We start from the raw sequence: 23,467 nt of genomic DNA, 5'->3' as shown, positions 1-23,467 counted from the left end.
GCCATGTCGACGATCCGCTCCTCGCGCTTCCTGCGCAACGCCCTGGCCCTCGATGCCGCCGCCTGTGCCGGCATGGGCCTCGTGCTCGCCGGCGCCGCCGGCGCGCTTGCCGGCCCGCTCGGCTTGCCCACGGGCTTCCTGCGTGGGGCGGGGCTTGTCCTGCTGCCTTGCGCGGCCTTGCTCGCCTGGTTCGCCAGCCGCGAGACGCTGCCGCGCTGGGCGATCCATCTCGTCGTTGCGGTCAATCTGATCTGGATCGCCGACAGTGTCCTGATCCTGCTGGCGGGCTGGTTCGCCCCCTCCTCGCTCGGCATCGCCTTCGTCCTGGGGCAGGCGCTCGCCGTCGCGGTCGTGACGGAGCTGGAGGTCATCGGCCTGAAGCGTTCGGTTGAGGTTCCGGCTCCGATGATCCCGGCCTGAGGATCCGTCACGCGGCTGTCGCACAGGCCCACTAGCCGACGGGTTTCCCCTTCAGCCAGCGGATCCGACCCATGCGCCAGCCCCTCGCCCTCGCGGCTCTCGCTTCGTTGCTCCTCGCCGGTACCGCCGGCGCGGAGCCGCTGTTCAACCGCATCGCGACCTTCTCGGTGCCGGACAACCTTCCGGCCGACCGCGATCGCAGCAAGAAGACCGTCTCCGAGATCATCGCCGCCAGCGAGGACGGCATGCTGCTCGCCTATACCGATGCGGAGCAGAAGGCGCTCGGCCTCATCGACATCGCCGACCCGGCCAATCCCAAGCCCGCCGGTTTCGTGCCGCTGGAAGGTGAATCGACCTCTGTGACCATCCTCGGCGACAAGGCCTTCGTCGCCGTCGTCACCTCCGGCGACAATTTCAAGGAGCCGGCCGGCCATCTCGCCACGGTCGATCTCAAGACGAAGCAGGTCGTGGCGACATGCGATCTCGGCGGCCAGCCGGATTCGGTGACGCTGACCAAGGACAAGGGCAAGATCGTCATCGCCATCGAGAACGAGCGCGACGAGAAGCTCAACAAGGGCGCCCTGCCGCAGCTCCCCGCCGGCAACCTGACGCTGATCGGCATCAAGAACGGCGCCATCGACTGCGCCTCGCGCCAAATCGTCGATGTGACCGGCCTCGCCACGGTCGAGCCGACCGATCCGGAGCCGGAATTCGTCGATGCCAACCAGGACGGCCTCGTCGTGGTGACGCTGCAGGAGAACAATCACCTCGTCATCGTCGACAGCAAGACCGGCAAGGTGGTGACGCATTTCTCGGCCGGAACGGTCGACCTGAAGAACATCGACAAGACCCGCGACGGCAAGATCAGCCCGACCGAGGAGCTGAAGGGTGTGCCGCGCGAGCCGGACGCCGTGCGCTGGCTCGACAATGATCGCTTCGTCACCGCCAATGAAGGCGACTGGAAGGGCGGCTCGCGCGGCTTCACGATCTTCCGCAAGGACGGCACGGTCGAGTTCGACTCCGCCTCGGATGTCGACCACCTCGCCATGCGGCTGGGCCATTACCCGGAGCGGCGCTCGGCCGCCAAGGGCAGCGAGCCCGAGGGCATCGAGGTCGCGACCTACGGCAACGACCGGCTGATCTTCGTCGGGCTGGAGCGTGCCTCGCTGGTGCTGGTCTACAAGGACGAAGGCCCGGGCAAGGCGCCGCGCTATTTGCAGGCGCTGCCGACCGGCATCGGCCCGGAAGGTCTGCTCGCCATCCCGCAGCGCGACCTCTTCGTCTCGGCTTCGGAAACCGATGTCGGCGAGAAGGGCGGGGCGCGTTCGGCCGTGATGATCTATCGTCGCGCCGAGCAGACCGCCGCTTATCCGACCATCCAGTCCGAGAACGAGAACGGCCTGCCGATCGGCTGGGGCGCGCTCTCCGGCCTTGCGGCCCGCGCGGATGAACCCGGCAAGCTCTTCTCGATCACCGACAGCGCCTATACGCCCTCGCGCATCCTGGAGATCGACGCGACGGCGAAGCCCGCCCGCATCACCGGCGCGATCACGGTGACGAAGGACGGCAAGCCCGCCTCCTATGATCTCGAAGGCATCGCGACGCGCAGCGGTGGCGGCTTCTGGCTCGCGTCCGAGGGCAATCCGGAGAAGAAGGATGCCGTGCTGCCCGACCTGCTCCTGCGCGTCTCGGCCAAGGGCGAGGTCGAGGAGGAGATCCGTCTGCCGGAGGCGCTGGCGAAGCACGCCGTGCGCTTCGGCTTCGAGGGCGTCACCGTCACCGGCACCGGCGCGGATGAGACCGTCTGGCTCGCCGTGCAGCGCGAATGGCAGGACGATCCGAAGGGCAAGACCAAGATCCTGTCCTACAAGCCCGCGACCAGGGAATGGGGCGTGCTGCACTATCCGCTGAGCCAGCCGGCGAAGGGGCACTGGATGGGCCTCTCGGAGCTCGTCGCGCTCGGCGACGACCGTTTCGCCGTGCTGGAGCGCGACAACGCCTTCGGGGCTAAGGCCTTCAAGACGATCCAGGCCTTCTCGGTGAAGGGGCTCAAGCCCGCCGCGATCGGCGCAAGCGAGATCCCGACCGTCTCCAAGACCCTGCTGCGCGATCTGACGCCGGACCTGATGAAGGCCGGCGGCTACGGTCTCGACAAGGTCGAGGGCATGGCGGTGGACAAGGCCGGCCACCTCTTCGTCGTGACCGACAATGACGGCGTCGAGGATTCCTCGGGCGAGACGCAGTTCTTCGCTTTCGGGCCGCTGCCGCGCTGAGCAACATCGATACAGAAACGCGCCGTCATTCCGGACAAGCCGCGATAGCGGCGCCGATCCGGAATCCATCGTAGAGCTCCGCGCCCCATGATGGATTCCGGGTCAAGCCCGGAATGACGGCGCGTTTTGATCAAAAGACGGTGCGATCTGGCGCGCACAAACAAAAAGCCCGGATGCATGAGCATCCGGGCAGGTGCCTGGCTGATGATCGAAAAGCCAGGTGGGAGGAGAGGGTTACCAGCCGGCGAGGACGGCGCCCTTGAAGCGCTCGGCGACGAAAGCCTTGATCTCGGGCGTGTGGTAGGCGCCGAGCAGGCTCTTGACCCAGGGCTTGTCCTTGTCGGCGCTGCGCACGGCGATGACGTTGACATAGGGACCCTTGGCGTCCTCGCGCAGGATGGCGGAGGCCGGGTCGATCTTGGCGTCGACGGCGTAGTTGGTGTTGATCGCGGCGGCGGCGACGTCATCGAGCGAGCGCGGCGTCTGGGCGGCCTCGATCTCGATGATCTTGAGCTTCTTCGGATTGGCGGTGATGTCGGCGACGGTCGGCTTSAMGCCGACGCCGTCCTTCAGCTTGATSAYGCCCTTGTCCTGYARCAGCAGCAGCGAGCGGCCGCCATTGGTCGGGTCGTTCTGGATCGCGACGCTCGCGCCGTCCGGCACCTCGCTCCAGCTCTTGTATTTCGACGAGTAGATGCCGAGCGGGAAGTTCACCGTCAGCCCGACGGTCTCGATCTTGAAGCCACGATCCTTCACCTGATTGTCGAGATAGGGCTGGTTCTGGAAGGAATTGGCCTCCAGCTCGCCGGCGTCGAGCGCCTGGTTCGGCACGACGTAATCGGAGAACTCGATGATCTTGAGCTCGACGCCCTGCTTGGCCAGCAGCGGCTTCACCTTCTCCAGGATCTCGGCATGGGGGCCGGGCGAGACGCCGATGCGGACGACCTGGTTCTGCTGGGCGAGCGCGGGCACGGTTGGGCCGAGCGCCAAAGCGAGGCCGGCGGCGAGCGTGAGGCGGCGGGTGAGGGAGATCGTCATGGTCGATGGTCCTTTGGATGGAAGACGGGGATGGCTGTAGTCAGGCTTGGCGCAGGCGCTTGTTGAGGCGGCGCGCCAGGCGGTCGCCGAAGCTCTGCACGAACTGGACGAGGACGATGAGCACGGCGACGACGGTCGCCATCACCTCGGGCATGAAGCGCTGATAGCCGTAGCGGATGCCGAGATCGCCGAGCCCGCCGCCGCCGACCGCGCCGACCATGGCCGAGAAGCCGATCAGGCTGACGATGGCCAGCGTCAGGCCGAGCACGATGGCGGGCAGTGCTTCCGGCACCAGCACCTTTCTGACGATCTGGAGGGGCGTCGCCCCCATGGCGCGCGCCGCCTCGACCAGCCCCTGATCGACCTCGCGCACCGCACCTTCGATCAATCGCGCGATGAAGGGCACGGATGCGACCGTCAGCGGCACGATCGCCGCCGTGGTGCCGATCGAGGTGCCGGCGATCAGCCGCGTGAACGGGATGATCGCGACGACGAGGATGATGAAGGGCGTCGAGCGCGTGGCGTTGACCAGCACGCCGAGCGCGGCGTTGAGGGCGGGCGCCGCGAAGAGCTCGCCGCGCTTGCTGGTGGCGAGGAAGACGCCGAGCGGCAGGCCGAGCAGCGTGCCGATGCCGGCGGCGACGGCGACCATGCTCAGCGTGTCGAGCGTCGCCTGCCCGATCAGGCGCAGGATTTCAGGAGACATGGCCGATCACCTCCGCCTTGAGACCGAGGTTGCGGAGCGCGCCGAGCACGGCCTCGCTCTCCGGGATGCGCGACGGCACCGAGACGAGCAGGCTGYCGAAAGGCTTGCCGGCGATGGCGTCGATCCGCCCGGCCAGGATGTTGACGTCGACCCCGACGACCGAGCTCAGCCGGCTGATGACGGGGGCGGTGGCGTTCTCGCCGGTGAAGGTGATGCGCAGCACGATCTCGGAACCGGGACTGGCCTGCGGCCGGATGCGATCCGCGAGATGGGCGGGAACCTCGACGCCGGTGACGGCCTCGACGAAGCGCGCCGTCGTCGGATGCTGCGGGTTGGTGAAGACGGYRAAGGTCTCGCCYTCCTCGACGATCCGSCCGCCCTCGATCACCGCRACGCGGTCGCAGATYTCCTTGATCACCGGRATYTCGTGGGTGATCAGCAGGATGGTGATGCCGAGCTCGCGRTTGACCTGCCGCAGCAGCGCGAGGATCGATTGYGTCGTCTCGGGATCGAGCGCCGAGGTCGCCTCGTCGCAGAGCAGCAGCTTCGGGTCGGTCGCGAGCGCGCGGGCAATGCCGACGCGCTGCTTCTGCCCGCCGGAGAGCTCGGCCGGGTAGCGCCCGCTCTTGTCGGCGAGCCCGACCAGCGCCAGCAGCTTCTCGACCTTGCTGGCGATGGTCGCCTTCGGCGTGCCGGCGATCTCGAGCGGCAGGGCGACATTGTCGAACACCGTGCGCGAGGACAGCAGGTTGAAGTGCTGGAAGATCATGCCGATCTCGCGCCGGCGGCGACGCCATCCGGCCTCGTTCAGCGCGGTCACGTCCTCGCCCTCGATCAGGATCCGGCCCGCGGTGGCGTGCTCCAGCCCGTTGACGAGCCGGATCAGCGTCGATTTGCCGGCGCCGGAGCGGCCGATGACGCCGACGATGGCGCCGGCCGGCACGGTGAGGTCGATGCCCGACAATGCGGCCACGGCCTGCTGCCGGCTGCGGCCGGCATAGGTCTTGCCGACCTGCTCGAAACGGATGATCGGATCGGGAACGGCAAAAGGCCGTGCGCCGATGCCCAGAGCATCGGGTTTGACGGGGGCGTTCATCATGTCCTCAGAAATGCGGATGGCAGGACCAGTGGCTGATGCCGAGCTGTTCCAGCGTCACGGCCTGCACCGAGCAACGCTGATCCTCATTGCCGGCCGGCCCCGTTTCCGGAACCGCCCGGCGGAACCAGGCACTGAGCGCCTGCCACAGGGAGAAGAAAGTCCGCATGGCCGTTACGACGCCAGGCGAAAGGCCGGCGTACCCCGGCGGGGCCCGGCCAGCATGCGCGCGGCCAGCTCCGCCGCGCCAGGGGTGGCGAAGCGGTGGCCGTCGAGGGCGCGGAAGGCGGCGCTCGCCGCGATGAAGGTGAAGAAGCGCTCATCGGCGCGCCGGTTGACGAGGCCGGCCTGCGTCTCGCCGACCTCGATGACATAGGCTTGCTGGGCCGGGCTGTGCCGGCCGGCGTATGGCAATGGAAGGGACATGGCTCTGCTCTCGGGCCGCGTTGCGGCGTTGAAGGTGACGATGGAACGAAGGGGCTTGAGGCGCCCGATGGTCTCAGCGTCGACAGCGGCAGAGCGGGGAACGGAAGCGCGGTCGGTTCCGGAGGTCGTTCGCGTCGGTCATGTCAGTCTCCTCGGTCTGGAGCCCACGACCAAGTCGTGGCGCTTTAGCGTTTGGTGACGCGGCGCAAGCTGCTGCTCAAATCTCCGCGGCTCCCGGCACGCCGGAAGCACCGCCAATCTGGTTCAGGAAGTCCTGTTTGTCAATCGCTCCGTTCTTTTAAAGAAACGAGCCATCGGAGAATAATCTTCTCCGCGACGAGAGGGCGAACGCTGCCGGGGCAGGCGTGCTGCGGCAAGAGGTGGGCTTGACCACAGCCTCGAACGGGCGCCATGGATGCCGCATGCCGGCCCGTGCCCGCCTTTTCCAACGGCTGCGCCGCTCCGTTCTCGGGGCGTGGTTCGCTGCCGCCTATGCGCTGACGGTGCTGGCGCTCGCTCTGGCGCCGACGCCTTCCGTCGCGTTCGGGCTGCCCGGCGGCGTTCTGCTCTGCTCGGGCGTGCCGGCGCCGGATGGCCGTTCGGAGATCCCCGCGACGCCGCTCGGCGATCTCGCCCATTGCAAGGGCTGTCCGCATAATCCCGTTCTCGGTGCCCCTCCCGTGCTCGCGGCGCTTCTCGTTGCGCGCCCGGGTGTCCGTCAGGCGCTTTCGCGGCAATGGGATGAGGAGCAGCTCTCCGTCGCCGCGACCGGCCTGCCGCCGTCGCGTGCGCCGCCTGCCATCTGAGCGGCACGTCTTTTCTTTTCGTGATTCCCTTTGATGCCGAAGTGCCGCCGAAAGCGCTGTCGCGTCGGCCGCCGTTCCGCAGGACCATTCCGATGAAGCTCTCGCTTTCCCTCGCCGCCGCCATGCTGGCGCTCTCGGCCGGTTTCGCCTCCGCCCACGATTTCAAGGTCGGGCCGCTCAAGATCGGCCATCCCTGGTCGCGTGCCACGCCGGCTGGCGCCAAGGTCGGCGGCGGCTACCTCACCCTCGAAAATACCGGGACGACGCCGGACCGGCTGGTCTCGATCGCGGTTCCCTTCGCCGCGCGCGCCGAAATGCACGAGATGGCGACCAAGGACGGCATCATGACCATGCGCCCGCTGGAGAACGGCATCGAGGTGCCGGCCGGCGGCAAGGTCGAGTTCAAGCCCGGCGGCTACCACATCATGTTCATGGAGCTGAAGCAGCCGCTGAAGCAGGGCGAGATGATGAAGGGTTCGCTGACCTTCGAGAAGGCCGGCACGGTCGATGTCGAGTTCAAGGTGGATTCGATCGCCGCCAAGGGCGGCGAGGGCGAGCACAAGGGGCACTGAGTCAAGCTTCAGCCGTCATGCCCGGGCTCGACCCGGGGCATCTCCTCGACGAGAGTCTCGGGCCGCCGCGGCGCGGCGCCCGAGAATGACGCTGTCGTCTCAGATCTTCGCGCGCGGGTCGTGCTTGGCGATCCGGGAGAGCAGATAGTCGACCTCGGCCTTCGCCGCCGCGCTCAAGGCGGAGCCCGGCTTGCGTTGGGCGTCATGGGCCAGGATGCCGCGCTTGGCCATCACATATTTGCGCACGGCCAGGCCGACGCCCTGCTGCTGCTCGTAGCGCATCAGCGGCAGATGCAGGTCGAAGATGTCATGCGCCGCATCGCGCTGGCCGGCCTTCTGCAGCCTGACCACGTCGATCAGCAATTCCGGGAAGGCATAGCCGGTATTGGCGCCATCGGCGCCGCGCTCCATCTCGAAATCGAGGAAGAGGCCGCCATTGCCGGTCACGATCGAGATCGGCCGCAGCGATCCCTCTTTCTGGAATTTGCGCAGCGTCGAGATCTTCTCGAGACCCGGCCAGTCCTCGTGCTTCAGCATCACGCAGGACGGGTTGTCCATGACGATCTTGCGGATCACCGCCGGCGTCATCACCACCGAGAGCGTCAGCGGGTAATCCTGGATGACGAAGGGGATGTCGGTGCCGATCGCCTCGACGGCCTGCGCGTAATAGCCGGTGATCTGGTCGTCGGTGCGCAGAGAAGGCGGCGGGGCGATCATCACGCCGCCGGCGCCGAGATCCATCACCTGCCGGGCGAGCGAGCGCATTGCCGCGAAGCCCGGTGCCGAGACGCCGACGATGATCGGCTTAGCCCCCATCCTGGCGACGCAACGCTTGACCAGCTCGACCGATTCCTCCGGCTCGAGCTTGGGCGCCTCGCCCATGATGCCGAGCACGGTGACGCCGTCCGAGCCGATGTCGTGATAGAACTGGAACAGCCGGTCGGCCGAGGCCCAGTCGATGCTGCCATCCGGGTTGAACGGGGTCGGCGCGATCGGGAAGACGCCCGAGGCGTCGGAGGTCAGCGGCATGATGGTTCCTCGTCCTGCGCGTGAGATCAGACGATGCGGGTGCGGACGGTGCCGACGCCGGYGATCTCGCCTTCGAGCACGTCGCCCTTGGCGACCGCGGCCACACCCTCGGGCGTGCCGGTGAAGATCAGGTCGCCGGGCTTGAGCTCGACGAGGCCGGAGAGATAGGCGATCGTCTCCTCGACGTTCCAGATCTGCTTGGCGAGATCGGAGCTCTGGCGCACGACGCCATTGACGGTGAGCGCGATCTTGCCGGCGCTGGGATGGCCGGCCTGGCTTGCCGGCACGATCTCGCCGACCGGGCCGGACAGGTCGAAGCCCTTGCTCATGTCCCAGGGGCGCCCGGTCTTCTTCGCCGCGTTCTGCAGGTCGCGCCGCGTCATGTCGAGCCCGGCGGCGTAGCCGTAGACATGGGCGAGCGCCTCGGATTCGGGGATGTCCTTGCCGCCGGTGCCGATCGCGACGACGAGCTCCATCTCGTGGTGGAGATCCCCGGTCTTCGTCGGATAGGGCATGTCGGCGCCGTTGATCAGCAGCGCGTCGGCGGGCTTCGTGAAGAAGAACGGCTCCTCGCGATCGGGGTCGCCGCCCATCTCGCGGGTGTGCTCGGCATAGTTGCGCCCGACGCAGAAGACGCGGCGGACCGGGAAGGAGCCGCCGCCGGCAACCGGCACGGCGGTGATCGCCGGCGGGTCGATCACATAGTTGCTCATCGGATGTCTCCCTCTCGATTATCTCCGCGCCGTTCATGCGGGAGCGGCCGCGTTGCCGCAAGGGCTCCCGTTCCGGGAACGGGCCTGCGCGGGAGGCATTGCGCCTAAAGATCGAGGGGCTTTTCGCTCTCGCGGCAAGGTTTTGTGCACCGCGTCGTTGCAACCTCGGCGAAATGCCCCCTACAGTGTCGCGCCGGGTCGATCCGGCTGACGCGTATAGGAAGGGAACACACGTGAGCACGGGAACCGTCAAATGGTTCAACGAGACGAAGGGTTACGGCTTCATCACCCCTGATCAGGGCGGCGGCGACATCTTCGTTCATATCAGCGCTGTCGAGCGCTCGGGCCTGCGCGGTCTGAACGAGGGGCAGAAGATCAGCTATGATCTCGAGCCCGATCGCAAGACCGGCAAGAGCTCGGCGGTCAATCTGAAGGTAGCCTGAAGCGGCGGACTGGAAAGCGCAATCCGCTTTCCGGAGACATCCGGCGCTGAAACAACAGGATAGATCGCCAGTTTGCGCCTGATAAGGGCGCATGGCGATCTAGCGACCAACGACTACGGGAAGACGGGCGGCGGCGGCATCGTTTCCCAAGCCACGGCGAATCTCGATCGCACGGATTCGATTGCTAGGATTCCGGGCCTGTCCGTCGCCTATGGCGGCGGAACGAAGGGAAGGCGCCTCAGGAGCGCCCGGGCGCCGGATGGAAGAGCCGGCCCTTCTCGACGATCAGCACGATGCCGAGCGCGACCAGCCCGCACAGGAAGAAGCCGAGCGTGATCGGCACGACCGTGCCGTCGAAATGCTGGCCGATATAGAAGCCGAGCAGCGCGCCGACCACCGTGGTCACGAAGCCCTGGACCGAGGAAGCCGTGCCGGCGACATGGCCGAGCGGATCCATGGCGAGTGCGCCGAAATTCGGGCCGATCAGGCCGAAGCAGAACATGGCGCCGCCCTGGAAGAGCGCGAACAGCAGCAGCGTCTCATGGCCCGAGAGCGCGACCAGCGCATGGGTTCCAGTGAAGAGGATGTAGCCGATCAGCGCGCCATGCGAGACGCGGCGCATGCCGAGCCGCCCGACGATGCGCGAGTTCAGCAGGGAGGCGGCGGCCATGAACAGCGCGATCCCGGCGAAGACGATCGTGAAGAGGTGGGGCACGTTGAAGACGTCGACGAAGACCTGCTGCGCCGAGTTGATGAAGCCGAACAGCCCGCCGAGCACGAAGGCCATGGCCAGCATGTAGCCGACGCCGATGCGGCTCGTGAGGGTGGTGCGGAAGGCGGCCGAGACATTGGCGACGTCGATCGGCTTGCGGTCCTCCGGGTGCTGCGTCTCGGGCAGCTTGAACATCACCCAGATCATCACCGCGGCGCCGAACGCCGTCAGGATGCCGAAGATCCAGCGCCAGGGCGCCACCAGCAGGATCGCCTGGCCGATCGAGGGGGCGAGAATCGGCACGGCCAGGAAGACGATCAGGGCCAGCGACATCACCCGCGCCATGTCGCGGCCGGAATAGCAGTCGCGCACGATCGAGACGGTGAGGACGCGCGTCGCGGCCGCCCCGATGCCCTGCACCACCCGGGCGATCATCATCGCTTCGAAGGAGCCGGACAGGGCCGCGCCGATGCTCGCCAGCACATAGACGCTGAGCCCGAACAGCAGCACCGGCCGCCGTCCGTAGCGATCGGAGATCGTGCCGTAGAAGATCTGCGAGACGCCGAAGCCGAGCAGATAGGCCGTGATGATCCATTGCCGCTGATTGGCCGCGGCGATGCCGAGCGCCTCGGCCATCTCCGGCAGGGCCGGCAGCATGGAATCGATCGCGAGCGCGTTCGTCGCCATCAGCGCGGCGGTCAGCCCTACGAAAGGATAAAAGCCCATGCCGTGGCGCGGCCGGACGATGGCTGTCATGTCGTTCATGGCGAAACTGCGAGGTAGGCGCGCAAAATGGCGCGCAAAGGCAAGCTGCCCAGCTTGCCTTCACCGTGTAAATCGGCCGGCAAGACGCGGCAACCCGCGATGTCGGCGGCGCGCCATGCGCTGGGCGCGAGGCCGGGCGTCATCCGGCCTTCTGCATCTGCGCCATCAGCTCGTCGTCGATCTGCTTGGCCCGCAGGGCCGCCGGCCGTGCGGCGAGCCGCGCGCCATAGGCTTCGAAGGCGGGGCGCTTCTCCATCGTGCCGAACTGCAACCCCCACAGGACCTGCGAGCCGACATAGATATCCGCCGCGCTGAAGCGGTCGCCAGCGATATATTCGCTTTGCGAGACCGCGTATTCGAGCGTGTCCATCGCATCGGCATAGGTGCCATAGCCGACCGATCTTGCCCGTTCGGGCGGAGCTTCCAGCCCGAAGGCCTTGTTGGTCACGGCAGCCTCGACCGGCCCGGCGGCGAAGAACATCCAGCGGTAATACGGTCCGCGCCGATGGTCGCCGGGCGCGGGCGCAAGCCCCGCCTGCGGGAAGGCGTCGGCGAGATAGGCGCAGATCGCGGCGCATTCGGTGACGACCGTCGCGCCGTGCACCAGGGCCGGCACCTTGCCCATCGGGTTGATCGCCTTGTAGGCGGCGCCCTTCATCGGCCCGCCGAAGCCGACGATCTCGGCACGGTAGGGCTGGCCGAGCTCCTCCATCATCCAGCGCGCGATGCGGCCGCGCGACATCGGGTTGGTGTAGAGCACGAGTTCGTCGGACATGGGTTCCGCTCCTGAGAGATCGCGCGGCTTCTATCCTGCGATAGTGACACGCTCCTGTCAGGAGCGTGCCTGACGCGCCGGTGCCGAACTGTTAGTCTGCGCGCGAAGCAGGGCGGGAGCATGAACGAATCACAGCCAATACCCAGCGTCTCCGTCAGCGATGGATGGATGACGATCGACGGGCTGCCGCATCGGTATCAGCAGGGTGCGGCGCGCCGTTTCCGGCTCGATGCAGCGGCGCTGCGCGTCATCCGCGGCTATGCCAGCCGCGACGGGCGGCTCGAGGATGTCCGGCGGCTCGAGGCGGAGGCGCGGATCGTCGGGGGCGCGCTGCGCCGAGCCGGGCTGGATGGAGCGGTGGGCCGGCTGCATCTGACGCTGCGCCCGCTTGCGACCTCGAGCGAGGCGGCGCGGCTCCTGCTGCTGCTCGGCTATCGCGACGAGAACGGCGAGGCCGAGCCTTTCGCCGAGGGCTTTCTCGCGCCCTCCGTCTTCGAGGYCCTGAAAGCCGACATCTTGACGGGCGTCGCGCAGGAGCTCTCGCTGGAGGCGACGACCAGCCTCTGGATTCGCGAGGAGGACCGCGACACCCCGGCGGGGCAGCCGGTCGACTGGTATCTGGGGCCGGCGGCGGATGGGCACGGCAGCGCGCCCGCCCGTGGCTTCATCGAGAGCATCGAGTGGCGCCAGGCCGTTGCCGTCGCCCCTGAGGCGCCTGATCCGGCCGGATCGGAACCGATGGCTCCGCTCGATCACGCCGAGTCGGAGGACCACCATCTGGATGACAGCGCCGACCAGCTCCGCCGCATCAACTGGAGCCTCAAGCAGCTCCTGCTCGTTCTGGCCTTCATGCTGATCATCATCGCGATGAAATAGATCTCAGCGCTCGCGGCGCCGGATGCGGCGGATCATCTCGTTGAGCGCCAGCAGCACCAGCGCGAGGATGAAGGGCAGCAGGTAGTAGATCACCCGGAACAGCAAGAGCGCGCCCAGCACATATTCGAAGGGCAACCGGTTGAGCGCGACGAGCATCGTCGCCTCGAACACGCCCAGCCCGCCCGGCGAATGGCTGGCGATGCCGATCAGGCAGCCGAAGATATAGGCGGCGAGGAAGGTCGGGTAGTCGAGATTGTAGCCGCCCGGCAGCAGCACGAAGAGCACGGCTGCGGCGGCGCAGACCTCGCTGGCGCCGAGCGCCATTTGGCCGAGCGTCGTGCCGAGGCCGGGCAGGTGCAGGTTCCAGCCCTTGACCCGCAGCGTCCGCTCATCGGTCGCGACCCAGACGAGATAGCCGAGGATGCCGGCCGAGATCAGCCCGCCCACCGCCTGGACGACAAGCGGCGAGGTGCGCGCCAGCATCGCGACCGAATCGGCCGAATAGAACAGGCTGACGCTGAGGATGGCGCCGAGGCCGAGCCAGAAGGTGAGCCCGGCGATCACGGTCAGGCTCGCGACTTCCGAGGCGCGCACGCCCTTGGGCGCATAAATCCAGTAGCGCACCGTGCCGCCGGTCACGATCGGAAAGCCGAGCGTGAAGGACACCGAGTAGCTGGTGAAGGAGGCCAGCGCGGTGGTTCGGTAGGGGATCGACAAGCCCAGCCGGCGCAGCGCCAGGGCGTCGTAGCCGGTGAGCAGCAGATAGCTCAGCGCCGTGAAACAGGCGGCGAGGCCGAGCTGGCGCGGGCTGGCGTTGGAGAAGGCCGCGGCGAGATCGCCCGGATTCATCTGGCCGATGATGTGCCAGAGAACCGCGAGCGAGGCGCCGAAGATCAGGATGCTCGCCAGCGGCCCGAGCCACCACCAGCGGCTGCGCCTGCGCAGGTGCATTCCTGGCTCATGCGGGCCGAAGGACATACGCTCTCTTGGTCGGTTGCGCGCCGCCGGCGGGGAAGGCGGCGCGGTTGCGGAAGCGAGGTCGCCGATGGCGTCCCGGCCCGAGACATAGCGCTTCGACGGCGATGCACAAGCCGTCGAAGCGAATGGAGCGCATGAGGCGTGCGCCGGCCCGCCCCATGCGTTGGGCCTCAGCCGCCGATATTGAAGGCGGCGAGCGCGGCCATGTTGACGATGTCGGAATCCTTGGCGCCCAGCGGCACGATCTGCACCGGCTTGTCGAGCCCGACGATCAGCGGGCCGATCACGGTTGCCCCGCCGAGCTCCTGCAGCAGCTTGGTCGAGATCGAGGCGGAGTGGAAGGCCGGCATCACCAGCACATTCGCCGGCCCGGAGAGGCGGCAGAACGGATACTGGCTCATGATCTCGCGGTTGAGCGCGACATCGGCGGCCATTTCGCCGTCATATTCGAAATCGACGCGCTGGCTGTCGAGGATCTTCACGGCCTCGCGCACCTTCTCGGAGCGTTCGCCGGCCGGATGGCCGAAGGTCGAGAAGGCGAGCATCGCGACCCGAGGCTCGTAGCCGAGCCGCCGGCCGACGCCGGCGGCCTCGATTGCGATCTCGGCCAGCTCCTGCGCCGTCGGCATCTCGGTGATCGCGGTGTCGGCGACGAGCACGGTGCGCTCACGCGAGATCACCACCGAGACGCCGATCAGCCGATGGCCGGGTTTCTCGTCGATGACGCGGCGGACCTCGTCGAGCGCGATCGAATAGTTTCGGGTCACGCCCGTCACCATCGCATCGGCATCCCCGAGCGCCACCATGGCGGCGGCGAAATGATTGCGGTCCTGATTGATCAGGCGCTGGCAGTCGCGGAAGAGATAGCCTTCGCGCTGCAGACGCTCGTAAAGATATTGCGCATAGGCCGAATTGCGGTGCGAGAGCCGCGCATTCTGGACCTCGATGCCCTTGCCTTCGAGATCGACGCCGAGGAAGGTCGCTGTCTCGTAGATGCGCTCGTCGCGGCCGACCAGGATGGCCTGGCCGAGCCCCTGATTGACGAAGGAGGCGGCGGCACGGATGACCTGCTCCTCCTCGCCCTCGGCGAAGACSACGCGYTTCGGATAGCGCCGGACMCGCTCGAAGATGCSGTTCAGCGTGCCGGCGAYCGGGTCGCGGCGGGCCGAGAGCTGSGCCTTGTAGGCSTTGGTGTCGACGATCGGCTTGCCGGCGACGCCGGAATCCATCGCGGCCTTCGCGACCGCCATCGGCACGACATGGATCAGCCGCGGGTCGAACGGCACCGGGATGATGTAGTCCTTGCCGTAGCGCGGACGGGTGCCCTGATAGGCGGCGGCGACCTCGTCGGGCACGTCCTCGCGGGCGAGCGCCGCCAGCGACTCGGCGGCGGCGATCTTCATCTCCATGTTGATGGTGGTGGCGCGCACGTCGAGCGCGCCCCGGAAGATGAAGGGGAAGCCGAGGACGTTRTTGACCTGATTGGGATAGTCCGAGCGGCCCGTCGCCATGATCGCGTCGTCGCGGATGGCATGGACCTCCTCCGGCGTGATCTCCGGATCGGGGTTGGCCATGGCGAAGATGATCGGGTTCGGCGCCATCGAGGCGACCATCTCCGGCGTCACCGCGCCCTTCTGCGACAGGCCGAAGAAGGCGTCCGCCCCCTCCATCGCCTGCGCCAGCGTGCGCCGGTCGGTGACGGCGGCATGGGCCGATTTCCACTGGTTCATGCCCTCGGTGCGGCCCTGGTAGATCACGCCCTTGGTGTCGCAGAGGATGACGTTGTCGGGCTTGAAGCCCATCGCCTTCAGGAGCTCGATGCAGGCGATGGCGGCAGCGCCCGCGCCGTTGATCACGAGCTTCGCCGAGGTGATGTCGCGCCCGGTCAGGTCGAGCGCGTTGATCAAGCCGGCGGCGGCGATGATCGCGGTGCCGTGCTGGTCGTCATGGAAGACCGGGATGTCCATCAATTCGCGCAGGCGCTGCTCGATGATGAAGCACTCGGGCGCCTTGATGTCCTCGAGATTGATGCCGCCGAAGGAGGGGCCGAGATAGCGCACCGCGTCGATGAACTTGTCCGGATCCTCGGTATCGACCTCGAGATCGATCGAGTCGACATCGGCGAAACGCTTGAACAGSACSGMYTTGCCYTCCATCACCGGCTTSGAGGCGAGCGCSCCRAGATTGCCGAGRCCGAGGATSGCCGTKCCRTTSGWGATCACCGCGACGAGGTTCGAGCGGGTCGTGTAGTCATAGGCGCGCGACGGGTCTTCCGCGATCGCCAGCACCGGCACGGCCACGCCCGGCGAATAGGCGAGCGAGAGGTCGCGCTGCGTCGCCATCGGCTTGGTGGGAACGATTTCGAGCTTGCCGGGCCGCCCTTGCGAGTGGAACAGCAGCGCCTCCTGGTCGGTGAAGGTCGGGCGTGAGCGCTTCGTCGGTCGGTCGGTCATGAAAGGCGTCTTTGTTCTTGAGCGTTTCCTCAGGGGCCGCGACCATAGGGCAGCGCGCCGCCGCACCACAAGCAGCGCCGTTCGACAATACCCATGCCGGAATGGATAAAATCGCGGAGGGGTCAGAGCCTGCTGCGGACGCGCCGCGCGAATTCGCCGACATAGCGGTCGAGCGCCTCGGTCTGCTCGTCGACCTTGCGCGCGGCGGCGGCGACCCGGATGGCGGCGTCGCCCGTGACGCGCGCCTCTGTTCCCACCGCGCCGATATTGGCGCTGACGGTGTTCGCGCTCGCGGCGACGGCCTGGGCGTCGGCCGCGATGCCGGTCGCGATGTCGGCCTGGCGATTGACCACGCTGGCGATGGCGCCGGAGGTTTCCTCGATCGTCGTCATCGTATCCTGGATATGGGCCACGGCCTCGAAGGTCGTGGCGGYGGCGTGGCGGATCTCGCCCAGCGTCGCGGCGATGTCGCGCGTCGCCTTCTGCGTCTGCTCGGCCAGCGTCTTSACCTCGCTKGCGACCACSGCGAAGCCGCGCCCSRYCKCRCCGGCGCGCGCCGCCTCGATCGTSGCGTTSAGSGCGAGCAGATTGGTGCGGGCCGCGATCTCCTCGATGAAGTCGAGCACGGCGCGGACCTTGTCGGCGGCTTCCGCGAGGCCGGCCACGTCCTGGCGCGTGCTGCGGACATAGCTGGCGGCGGCGCGCACCGTCTCGTCGGCATGGCCGGTCTGGCGGGTCAGTTCGCGGATCGAGGCCTCGATCTCCTCGGCCGCCCGCGCCACGCTGCCGACGCGCAGGGAGGCCGTGCCCGCCTCTTGCGTCACGCCGTCGGCGCGGTGGGTGGTCTTGTTGGCGCTGTCGACCATCTGGCCGGCGGCCTGATGCATGTCGTGGATCGCCTCGCTGACATCGCCCAGCGCCCTGCCGACCGTGCGTTCGAGGTCGCCGGCGAGCTCGTCGAGCGCGGTCCGGCGCAGCGCCTCGATCTCGTCGCGGCGCGTCACCAGCGTCTTCTCGGCGGTGACGTCGAGCAGGATGCCGTCCCAGACATAGGTTCCGTCGGGGAGCCGGCGCCGCGTCGATTCGCTGCGCAGCCAGACCGTGCCGCCATCGGGGGCGTGATAGCGCCCCTCGAAGCGCCAGACCCCGTCATCGGTCATGTCCTCGCGGCGCTGGCCGTCGAAGCGGGCGCGGTCCTCGGCGAACATCTTGCCGAGCCAGACCTCCGGATCGCGTTCGACCTCCTCTCGCGTGATGCCGAGGGCCTTGTCGATGGCAAAGGAGGCGAACTGATAGAACAGCCTGCCATCCGGCTTCAGGATGCACTGGTAGAGCGTGCCGGGCGCGCGCCGGATCAGCGTCCGCAGCCGATAGGCGGTTTCGCGGCGATCATTGTCGTGGATGACGACGATGCCGGTGAGGATGATGCCGACCGTGCTGACCAGGATCATGGCCGGCACGGCCTCGCGCAGGAAGCGCTCTCCCGCCTCGCCCGGGATGAGGGGCACGGAGGCGAGCAGGCAGACGGCATCGAGCGAACATAGCAGGATCAGGTCGCGCGCCATTAGCGGGCGCCTGCGCCGTGCCAGCCAGATCGCGAAGGCGATGCCGATCAGCATGCGCATCACGATGCCGCTGATGCCGGTGGTGACGCCGACGCCGCCCGTCAGGTAGCGCGCGATGACGAGGGGCACTGCGGTCAGCACCGAGGCCCATGGGCCGCCGATCGGGCCAGCCAGAATGGCGAAGGTGTTGCGCGAATCGACCACCAGCCCCGGCTGGAGCGTGACCGGGTTGGCCATGCTGACCAGCGCGCCGCCCGCGAAGAGCAGGCCGACGACGCAGGAGCGCAGCCAGCTCCGCCCGGCGAACCAGGGAGCGATCACTGTCAGCACCAGCCCGGCGAACAGCAGGAAGAACAGGCTCTGGACGAGATTGATCAGCAAGCGGGCGGCCTTCCGCCGGAAACGATGGAGCCACCCTGCTTTCAATTGTTGAAAGCCGTCCTAACGGATGGCCTTGGCCGCGCATTTTGCTAGCTTGCGCGGCCCATGCGTCACAGCCCTCCCCGCGAAGCCACCCGTTCCGCCGCCCCGGCCGAGGCTGCGCCCGAGCGCGTCACGCCGATGATGGCGCAGTATGTCGAGATCAAGGCCGCGAATCCGGACTGTCTGCTGTTCTACCGGATGGGCGATTTCTACGAATTGTTCTTCCGGGACGCGGAAATTGCCTCGCGCACGCTCGGCATCGTCCTGACCAAACGCGGCAAGCACCAGGGCGACGACATCCCGATGTGCGGTGTCCCCGTGGACCGCGCCGACGACTATCTCCAGCGGCTGATCGCCGCCGGCCATCGCGTCGCCGTCTGCGAGCAGACCGAGGATCCGGCCGAGGCCAGGAAGCGCGGCAACAAATCGGTGGTGAAGCGCGATGTCGTGCGCCTCGTCACGCCCGGCACCATCACCGAGGAGCGCCTGCTCGAGCCCGGCCGTGCCAGCCTGTTCGTTGCCGTGGCGCGCCGCAAGACCGGCGAGGCCGCCGCCCTCTACGGCGTCGCCGCCATCGACATCTCGACTGGCCGCTTCACCGTGATGGAGACGCCGCAGGAACGGCTTTCCATCGAGTTCTCGCGTCTGGAGCCGCGCGAGATCGTCTGCCCCGATGCGATCCATGACGATCCCGAGCTGAAGGAGTTCTGGCGCGAGATCGCAGTGCCGGTGACGCCGCTCGCCCGCGACGGGCTCGATGCGGCTTCCGCCGAGCGCCGCCTCAAGGAATTCTTCGGCGTCGCGACGCTCGATGCCTTCGGCAGCTTCAGCCGCGCCGAAATCGCGGCGGCGGGTGCGGCCTTGGCCTATGTCGAGCGCACCCAGCTCGGTGCCCGCCCGCCGCTCTCCGCCCCGGTGCGCGATTCCGGCTCGGCGACGATGCTGATCGACGCGGCGACCCGCGCCAATCTGGAGCTGACCCGCACTTTGAGCGGCGAGCGCCAGGGCAGCCTGCTCGCCGCGATCGACCGCACCGTGACGCCGGGCGGCGCCCGCCTGCTGGCCGAATGGCTCGCCGGGCCRCTGACGGAGCAGGGCGCGATCGCCGCGCGCCATGACGCCGTGGAGCTGCTGGTCGCGGATGGCGCGTTGCGCGAGGATCTGCGGCGGGCTTTGGAAAAGGTGCCGGATGTGGCGCGCGCGCTGGCGCGGCTCTCGCTCGACCGTGGCGGCCCGCGCGATCTGGCTGCGCTCGGGGCCGGCCTGACCGCGGCGCGGGACATCGCGGCCCTGCTCCTTCGCCGCGGCGACCTGCCGGACGAACTCGCCCGCGCCATCCGGGCGCTCGGCGAGACCGACCCCGACCTGCCCCTGCGTCTGACCGAGGCGCTTGCCGAGGAGCTGCCGCTCAACCGCCGCGACGGCCGCTTCGTGCGCGAGGGCTACGATGCGGCGCTGGACGAATTGCGCCTGCTGCAGGTCGATTCGCGCAAGGTCATCGCCCAGCTCCAGGCGCGCTACGCCACCGAGACCGGCTGCCGCACCCTGCGCATCAAGCACAACGCCATGCTCGGCTATTTCGTCGAGGTGCCCCAGGCGATCGGCGAGGAGTTCCTGAAGGACCCCTGGCGCGCGACCTTCGTGCATCGCCAGACCATGTCGGACGCGATGCGCTTCTCCTCGGTCGAGCTCGGCGAGCTCGAGGCCAAGATCGCCTCCGCCGCCGACCGGGCGCTGAAGCTCGAGCTCGCCATCTTCGCCCGGCTGACCGAGGCGGTGCTGGCCCAGGCCGAGCCGGTCAAGGCGGCGGCGCTGGCGCTGGCGGCGCTCGACGTCGTCGCGGCGCTGGCCGATCTCGCCGCCCGCGAGGGCTGGAGCCGACCCATCGTCGATGCGGGCGCGGCCTTCTCCATCGAGCGCGGCCGCCATCCGGTCGTCGAAGCCGCGCTGAAGCGCGATGGAAAGCCCTTCGTCGCCAACGATACCGAATTGTCACCGCCCGGCACCGAGGCGACTGGCGGGCGCATCTGCCTGATCACCGGTCCGAACATGGCCGGTAAGTCGACCTTCCTGCGCCAGAACGCGCTGATCGCGGTTCTCGCGCAGATGGGCTCCTTCGTGCCGGCGGCAAAAGCCCATATCGGCATCGTCGACCGTCTGTTCTCGCGCGTCGGCGCCGCCGACGATCTGGCGCGTGGCCGTTCGACCTTCATGGTCGAGATGGTCGAGACCGCCGCGATCCTGAATCAGGCCGGCCCGCGCGCGCTCGTCATCCTCGATGAGATCGGGCGGGGAACCGCGACCTTCGATGGCCTCTCCATCGCCTGGGCGGCGATCGAGCATCTGCATGAGGTCAATCGCTGCCGCAGCCTGTTCGCGACGCATTATCACGAGCTGACGGCATTGGGAGACCGGCTCGACCGCGTCGCCAACGCGACCGTGCGCGTCACCGAATGGAAGGGCGAGGTCGTCTTCCTGCATGAGGTCGTGCCGGGCGCGGCCGATCGCTCCTACGGCATCCAGGTCGCCAAGCTCGCCGGCCTGCCGCCGGCGGTGGTCGAGCGCGCCCGCGCCATTCTCGGCGAGCTGGAGAAGACCGAGCGTGAGAAGCCGGTCGCTTCGCTGGTCGACGACCTCCCGCTCTTCGCCGCGCCGCTCCGGCGCCCGGCCCCCGTCGTCACCGAGGATCAGCCCGACGGCTTGCGCGACGAACTGGCCGGGATCGAGCCGGACGAGATGACCCCGCGCGAGGCGCTGGAAGCGCTCTATCGGCTGAAGGGGCTGGCCTGAAGCCTGCTCTATCCCAGCCGCTTGATGCTGGTGATCGCGCCGAAGCTCTTGTCGCGGATGCGGTCGCGCGCCTCGCGCAGCGGCTCGCGATGCACGTCCATCGTATGGCCATTGGCGTGCAGCAGCGTGTCGGGAGCGGTCAGGATGCCGACATGGCCCTTCCAGAAGACCAGGTCGCCGCGCTTGAGCCCGGACAGGCTCTCGTCGAAGGCGACGGCCGCGCCGAGCCCGGCCTCCTGCATGTCGGAATCGCGCGGCGCGGCGATGCCGGCGGCCGCGAGCGCGAGCTGCGTCAGCCCGGAGCAGTCGAGCCCGAGGCTGGTCTTGCCGCCCCAGAGATAGGGCACGCCGAGGAAGCGCTCGGCGACCCCAACGTAATCGGGCTCGAAGCGGTCGAGCGCGGCGAGATGCTTCAGGAAGACATGGCCGCCATCGCTGAGGACAGCGAAATCGCCCGTTTCTCCTGCCACCGTGACGGCGGCGTTGAGCGAGAGCACCGTGAGCGGCGGCAATTTGATCGAGGGTCCGGGATAGACGAAGGTCCTGAGCGCGCTGACGCGATGCGTCGGAGCCGGAGCATCGGCTCGCAGGCAATCATCCGGCAGATAGCCGACATAGCCATCGCCTGCGAGCTGAACCCAGGCCCAGCCTTCATAACGCTCATAGACCTGCACCAGCTCGCCCGCGAGCGCCTCGGTATCGAGGGCCGCGTCCGGTCGCGGTTCGCGCCGCAGCGGCGCGGAGGCTGCGACCACGCGCATCGGCTGCGGCTCGGCGAAGGCGGGTGCCTTGACCTGCCCGCGCAGATGGCTGGCTGCGAGATCGGGGCGGAAGGCGGTGATGCGACGGTCGAGAATCACGGTCATGGCGGCACCCTAGAGCATGTCGGACGAGATCGTCATTGTGGGGAGCGCCGGCACCGAAGCGATCCAGGGCGGAGGAGGTCTCAACCCGCCCCGATCTCCTTCGCATGCTCGGTGACGAGGTCTCCCAGCCGCTCCACGGCCAGCGCCCCCGCGACGGTGCGCTGGATCACGACATTGCGCCGGTCCTCCTCGTCGCGCTTGCGGGTGAGCAGGCCGAGCTTGCCGAGTGTGTCGAGCGCGCGGGTGATGACCGGCTTGGTCACGCCGAGCTGCCTCGCCAGTCCCCTGACCGTATGTGGCGGCAATTCGAGATAGACCGTGAGCAGGATCGCGGTCTGGCGGGCCGAGAGATCGGCCTGCCCGTCCCGCACCAGATCGAGATGCACCTGCCGCCAGAGCCTGAGTGCCTGCGAGGGCCTGATCTCCAACGGCATGCGGACGGGGTTCCAGATCGTTACGGACCCGTATCATTATCCTGCAGGGGGAAAGGCGCAATCGGCTTCGCCGATCAGCCTTAACCGGCCGGGTAGAGTTGCTTCGCCAGCGCATAGCTCAATCGCGCCGCCTGGCATTCGCCGCCTTCCGGGCGGCCGGGTTTGGTTGTGGGGTTCCAGCCATAGATGTCGAAATGGGCGTAGGACTGCGTGCGTTCGACGAAGCGGTTGAGGAAGAGCGCCGCCGTGATGGAGCCGGCCATGCCGCCGCTCGAAACATGGTTCACATCGGCGATCTTGGAATCGAGCATGCGGTCATAGGGAGCCCAGAGCGGCAGTCGCCAGACCGGATCGTTCACCGCGAGGCCGATCCGCGCGATCTCGGCGGCGAGCCCTTCGTCATGCGTGTAGAAGGGCGGCAATTCCGGCCCCAGGCATGATCATCCGGGCGGCGGCGATCGCGGCGGCCGCCCCGCCCATATCCTTCTTCATCAGCAGCATGGCGGCCGCGGGCTTGATGTCGAGCCCGCCGGTGTCGAAGGCGACGCCCTTGCCGACGAGCGTGACCTTCGGATGGGCCGGATCGCCCCAGACCAGATCGATGAGGCGCGGCGCCCGTGGCGAGGCCCGGCCGACCGCATGGATCATCGGCAGGTTCTCGGCGATCAACTCGTCGCCGGCGATGCTGGTGACGCTCGCGCCGCATTCGGCCGCGAGCACCTGGATCGCCGCCTCGATCTCGTCGGGGCCCATGTCGTTCGCCGGCGTGTTGACGAGGTCACGCGCCAGCATCGCCGATTCGGCGATCAGGCTGATCTCCGCCCCGTCCACGCCCGCGGGCAGGACGAGCCGGGCCTTCGCCGGCGCAGGCTTGCGGTAGCGGTCGAAACGGTAGCCCTGCAGCAGCCAGCCGAGCGTGGCCAGGTCGGGATCGTCGATCTCTCCCGCGAGCGCATAGTCCCCCGCCGGCAATTGCGCCGCCAGCCGCGCGGGCGCGAAGGGATCGCGGTTGCGGCCCGGCCTGTCGAGGCCGAGCAGCACGGCGGCGAGCCGCCCTTGGGCATCCGGCAGGAAGCAATGCTGCCCCGTCCGCGCCGTGAAGCCCTGCGCCAGCGCGAAGCTCCCCTGCTCGGATGTCAGGCGTTCCTGAAGATCGGGCCAGCCCGGCGCGGAAACGGCATGAACGGGGATCGCGGCGGCGGCGGCGGAGGTCAGGAGGCTGTGCACGGGCGGAAACCGGTTTCGGGGCGGCGGGAGCGGCTGGTTAACAATGCATTAGGGTTAACGCTTTATCACCGGAGCGACCAG

General features: G+C 68.1%; 22 protein-coding genes and 1 pseudogene. 7 read left to right on the top strand and 16 right to left on the bottom strand.

The features are described 5' to 3' along the window. The first annotated feature begins 3 nt into the window (after positions 1–3). Entirely contained in the window at positions 4–420 is a 417-nt protein-coding gene (locus AB4Y99_RS04990) for a hypothetical protein (RefSeq protein ID WP_441522584.1), read from the top strand. Positions 421–491: 71 nt separating this feature from the next. Next, a complete protein-coding gene (locus tag AB4Y99_RS04985; protein WP_441522583.1) occupies positions 492–2,693 on the top strand; it encodes an esterase-like activity of phytase family protein in 2,202 nt (733 codons plus the stop codon). Positions 2,694–2,927: 234 nt separating this feature from the next. Here AB4Y99_RS04985 and AB4Y99_RS04980 read toward each other — a convergent pair whose 3' ends face one another. Genes AB4Y99_RS04980 through AB4Y99_RS04960 form a run of 5 tightly spaced genes read right to left on the bottom strand, consistent with a single transcriptional unit; the run spans position 2,928 to position 5,959 of the window. Further along, positions 2,928–3,731: a MetQ/NlpA family ABC transporter substrate-binding protein gene (locus AB4Y99_RS04980; RefSeq protein WP_441522582.1), complete on the bottom strand. Its 804-nt coding sequence runs from the start codon at positions 3,729–3,731 to the stop codon at positions 2,928–2,930. Positions 3,732–3,771: 40 nt separating this feature from the next. Next, a complete protein-coding gene (locus AB4Y99_RS04975; protein WP_112762445.1) occupies positions 3,772–4,437 on the bottom strand; it encodes a methionine ABC transporter permease in 666 nt (221 codons plus the stop codon). Then, the gene (locus AB4Y99_RS04970; protein WP_441522581.1) at positions 4,427–5,533 is read right to left on the bottom strand and encodes a methionine ABC transporter ATP-binding protein; all 1,107 of its coding nucleotides are present in this window, start codon (positions 5,531–5,533) and stop codon (positions 4,427–4,429) included. Before AB4Y99_RS04970 ends, AB4Y99_RS04975 begins: the two co-directional genes overlap by 11 nt. A gap of 7 nt (positions 5,534–5,540) precedes the next feature. Beyond that, on the bottom strand, positions 5,541–5,702 hold the full coding sequence (locus AB4Y99_RS04965; RefSeq protein ID WP_166652877.1) for a hypothetical protein: 162 nt from the start codon (positions 5,700–5,702) through the stop codon (positions 5,541–5,543). Positions 5,703–5,707: 5 nt separating this feature from the next. Then, positions 5,708–5,959 (bottom strand): hypothetical protein, encoded by a 252-nt coding sequence (locus tag AB4Y99_RS04960; RefSeq protein WP_441522580.1) that lies wholly within the window; start codon positions 5,957–5,959, stop codon positions 5,708–5,710. Between the two features lie 422 nt (positions 5,960–6,381). On the opposite strand from AB4Y99_RS04960, the gene AB4Y99_RS04955 reads away from it, so the two are divergent. Continuing rightward, positions 6,382–6,765 carry a hypothetical protein gene (locus tag AB4Y99_RS04955; protein ID WP_441522579.1) on the top strand — a complete coding sequence of 128 codons (384 nt, stop codon included), beginning with the start codon at positions 6,382–6,384 and terminating at the stop codon, positions 6,763–6,765. A gap of 92 nt (positions 6,766–6,857) precedes the next feature. After that, the gene (locus AB4Y99_RS04950) at positions 6,858–7,337 is read left to right on the top strand and encodes a copper chaperone PCu(A)C (RefSeq protein WP_081925515.1); all 480 of its coding nucleotides are present in this window, start codon (positions 6,858–6,860) and stop codon (positions 7,335–7,337) included. Positions 7,338–7,436: 99 nt separating this feature from the next. Here AB4Y99_RS04950 and AB4Y99_RS04945 read toward each other — a convergent pair whose 3' ends face one another. Both AB4Y99_RS04945 and AB4Y99_RS04940 read right to left on the bottom strand, forming a co-directional pair. Beyond that, positions 7,437–8,366, bottom strand: a complete 930-nt coding sequence (locus AB4Y99_RS04945; RefSeq protein ID WP_113252783.1) for a dihydrodipicolinate synthase family protein — start codon at positions 8,364–8,366, stop codon at positions 7,437–7,439. A 26-nt stretch (positions 8,367–8,392) separates the two neighbouring features. Continuing rightward, positions 8,393–9,079, bottom strand: a complete 687-nt coding sequence (locus AB4Y99_RS04940; RefSeq protein WP_441522578.1) for a fumarylacetoacetate hydrolase family protein — start codon at positions 9,077–9,079, stop codon at positions 8,393–8,395. A 233-nt stretch (positions 9,080–9,312) separates the two neighbouring features. Here AB4Y99_RS04940 and AB4Y99_RS04935 point away from each other — a divergent pair, with 233 nt between their 5' ends. Continuing rightward, positions 9,313–9,522, top strand: coding sequence for a cold-shock protein (locus AB4Y99_RS04935; protein WP_038364926.1), 210 nt, complete (start codon positions 9,313–9,315; stop codon positions 9,520–9,522). Between the two features lie 238 nt (positions 9,523–9,760). Here the strand turns inward: AB4Y99_RS04935 and AB4Y99_RS04930 are convergent, their stop codons facing one another. The 3 genes from AB4Y99_RS04930 to AB4Y99_RS04920 are packed head-to-tail and all read right to left on the bottom strand — an operon-like array spanning position 9,761 to position 11,774. Then, complete coding sequence (locus AB4Y99_RS04930) at positions 9,761–10,999, bottom strand: multidrug effflux MFS transporter (protein ID WP_248311207.1); 1,239 nt, start codon at positions 10,997–10,999, stop codon at positions 9,761–9,763. Then, positions 10,996–11,142 carry a hypothetical protein gene (locus AB4Y99_RS04925; protein WP_156115992.1) on the bottom strand — a complete coding sequence of 49 codons (147 nt, stop codon included), beginning with the start codon at positions 11,140–11,142 and terminating at the stop codon, positions 10,996–10,998. The genes AB4Y99_RS04930 and AB4Y99_RS04925 overlap by 4 nt, the downstream gene beginning before the upstream one ends. Beyond that, on the bottom strand, positions 11,139–11,774 hold the full coding sequence (locus tag AB4Y99_RS04920) for a glutathione S-transferase family protein (RefSeq protein WP_441522577.1): 636 nt from the start codon (positions 11,772–11,774) through the stop codon (positions 11,139–11,141). The genes AB4Y99_RS04925 and AB4Y99_RS04920 overlap by 4 nt, the downstream gene beginning before the upstream one ends. Positions 11,775–11,942: 168 nt before the next feature. Here AB4Y99_RS04920 and AB4Y99_RS04915 point away from each other — a divergent pair, with 168 nt between their 5' ends. After that, on the top strand, positions 11,943–12,650 hold the full coding sequence (locus AB4Y99_RS04915; protein WP_441522576.1) for a hypothetical protein: 708 nt from the start codon (positions 11,943–11,945) through the stop codon (positions 12,648–12,650). A 3-nt stretch (positions 12,651–12,653) separates the two neighbouring features. Here the strand turns inward: AB4Y99_RS04915 and AB4Y99_RS04910 are convergent, their stop codons facing one another. The 3 genes from AB4Y99_RS04910 to AB4Y99_RS04900 form a co-directional block, all read right to left on the bottom strand. Continuing rightward, complete coding sequence (locus AB4Y99_RS04910) at positions 12,654–13,601, bottom strand: lysylphosphatidylglycerol synthase domain-containing protein (protein ID WP_162737798.1); 948 nt, start codon at positions 13,599–13,601, stop codon at positions 12,654–12,656. A gap of 197 nt (positions 13,602–13,798) precedes the next feature. Further along, positions 13,799–16,081 (bottom strand): NADP-dependent malic enzyme, encoded by a 2,283-nt coding sequence (locus AB4Y99_RS04905; protein ID WP_441522575.1) that lies wholly within the window; start codon positions 16,079–16,081, stop codon positions 13,799–13,801. A 122-nt stretch (positions 16,082–16,203) separates the two neighbouring features. Continuing rightward, positions 16,204–18,027: a methyl-accepting chemotaxis protein gene (locus AB4Y99_RS04900; RefSeq protein ID WP_441522574.1), complete on the bottom strand. Its 1,824-nt coding sequence runs from the start codon at positions 18,025–18,027 to the stop codon at positions 16,204–16,206. Between the two features lie 105 nt (positions 18,028–18,132). On the opposite strand from AB4Y99_RS04900, the gene mutS reads away from it, so the two are divergent. Then, positions 18,133–20,859 (top strand): DNA mismatch repair protein MutS, encoded by a 2,727-nt coding sequence (gene mutS / locus AB4Y99_RS04895; protein WP_441522573.1) that lies wholly within the window; start codon positions 18,133–18,135, stop codon positions 20,857–20,859. An 8-nt stretch (positions 20,860–20,867) separates the two neighbouring features. On the opposite strand, the gene AB4Y99_RS04890 is transcribed toward mutS, so the two are convergent. From AB4Y99_RS04890 to AB4Y99_RS04880, 3 genes and pseudogenes are all read right to left on the bottom strand, one after another. Then, positions 20,868–21,725, bottom strand: coding sequence for a C40 family peptidase (locus AB4Y99_RS04890; protein ID WP_441522572.1), 858 nt, complete (start codon positions 21,723–21,725; stop codon positions 20,868–20,870). 80 nt (positions 21,726–21,805) lie between these two features. Continuing rightward, positions 21,806–22,159, bottom strand: a complete 354-nt coding sequence (locus AB4Y99_RS04885; RefSeq protein ID WP_112762455.1) for a MarR family transcriptional regulator — start codon at positions 22,157–22,159, stop codon at positions 21,806–21,808. 80 nt (positions 22,160–22,239) lie between these two features. Further along, positions 22,240–23,374 (bottom strand): annotated as a pseudogene (locus AB4Y99_RS04880) (leucyl aminopeptidase family protein). Positions 23,375–23,467: the final 93 nt, after the last annotated feature.

This window comes from Allobosea sp. TAB14, assembly GCF_052113865.1.
GTDB classification, from domain to species: domain Bacteria; phylum Pseudomonadota; class Alphaproteobacteria; order Rhizobiales; family Beijerinckiaceae; genus Allobosea; species Allobosea spartocytisi.
The sequence above is the reverse complement of the archived record's forward strand: the minus strand, read 5'-3'. Positions and strand labels throughout refer to the sequence as shown.